A 1,431-nucleotide genomic window follows, 5' to 3' on the forward strand; every position below is an offset into this window, starting at 1 on the left:
ACCACCCCTGGACATAAAAATCCTCTTGAACTAATACTGTCTTCTGCTAAATATAGTAATTTTTTTAAGGAGCGAATTCACCTCCCATGGTGATTATGTTCGTTAAACCGCCGGCCAGGAACTGGATTTATTCCAGTTCTCGTCCGGGAACCCACGCGAAAGTCGGCTAATTACCCGGTAACGGAAGAAGCATCTTTTGCGCCCTGCCGCCTGAGACTTTCCCGGAACCGGTAGCTTTCCCCGTTAAGTACCAGGATGTGTGCCCGGTGGGTCAGCCGGTCGATTAACGCAGCTGTTAGCCGTTCATCGCCAAAAAGCTCCGCCCACTGGCCGAATTCCAGGTTTGTAGTAATGATTATACTGCCCCGTTCGTACCGGGCGGCAAGCACCTGGAATAAAAGCTGGGCGCTTAACTGGTCAAAAGGAACGTAACCTAATTCATCCTGAACCACAAGGTCATATTTCAGCCACTGGCGTATAAAGCGGTTCAAGCGATTTTCCTGGTAAGCGGCTCTCAGTTCGTTGACCAGTTCGGGCACGGCGAAGAAACGCACCCGGTAGCCCTGCCGGCAGGCTGCCGTGGCAAGCCCAATGGCCAGGTGGGTTTTACCTACGCCCGTGCTGCCCATGAGAATTATGTTTTCTTTCCGGCGGATAAACTCTCCGCGGGCCAGACCCAGCACCTGAGTTTTGGATAAGCTGGGTACGGCGCTAAAGTCAAAGCTGTCCAGCGTTTTAGTTACCGGGAAACAGGCCGCTTTAAGCCGCCGTTTTAGGGATGCTTCTTCCCGGTGGAGAAGCTCTTGTTCCAGCACCGCAGCCAGGTAGCGCAGGTAGGAGGCGCCTTGCGCCTGGGCCTCACGGGACAGGGGGCCGGCCTGGGCGGCCACAGTGGACAGTTTAAGTGTCTTCGCCAGGTTTTCCACCACCGCCAGTTCGCTCTGTTCATTAATCATGACGCAACACCTCCCCCGTGAGCTACCAGAAGACGGTCGTATAAAGCGGGGGCGGGCATATGAACCTTGCAGTCAGCCAAATAGGGTGGTATTTGCACCTTCGCTTCGGCAGGCGGGGGCAGGAGAGCCCGCAGGGCGGTTACACTTACCGTATCCATCAGCAGTGCCTGCCCGGCAGCTGCTGCCACCGCTTCTACTCCCTGCTGGTCCATTAGTTCCAATAGAGCCACTATGTCTTGAGGCGGCCGGGAAGACCTGGCTGCCAGTTGATTGATGAATTGTTCCAGAGGAGCCGGTAGCTTAAGCTGCCGGAAAGGCAGAGTATGAAGCACATAGTTGGGTTTTTGCTTGAGCAGTGGCAGGTAGTGGGTATAGCAGGTAACGGTCCTATTTCGCTCATAGCAGCGCTTATGTACAGCTACCCGCTCGCCTTCATGGTATATTTCTATCCGGTCTACGTAGGCCCTTAAGGTTA

2 protein-coding genes are annotated in these 1,431 nt (G+C 54.5%); both read right to left on the reverse strand.

What is annotated here, in order from left to right; all coding sequences use genetic code 11:
• Nucleotides 1-170 precede the first annotated feature (170 nt).
• A complete protein-coding gene (istB, locus tag BUA65_RS17530) occupies nucleotides 171-956 on the reverse strand; it encodes an IS21-like element helper ATPase IstB (protein ID WP_072871697.1) in 786 nt (261 codons plus the stop codon).
• Nucleotides 953-1,431, reverse strand: a 479-nt coding sequence (locus BUA65_RS17535; RefSeq protein ID WP_439328954.1) for a Mu transposase domain-containing protein, incomplete at its 5' end; no start/stop codon positions are given. The genes istB and BUA65_RS17535, both read right to left, overlap by 4 nt.

The organism is Desulfofundulus thermosubterraneus DSM 16057, assembly GCF_900142025.1.
Classification (GTDB): Bacteria; Bacillota; Desulfotomaculia; order Desulfotomaculales; family Desulfovirgulaceae; genus Desulfofundulus; species Desulfofundulus thermosubterraneus.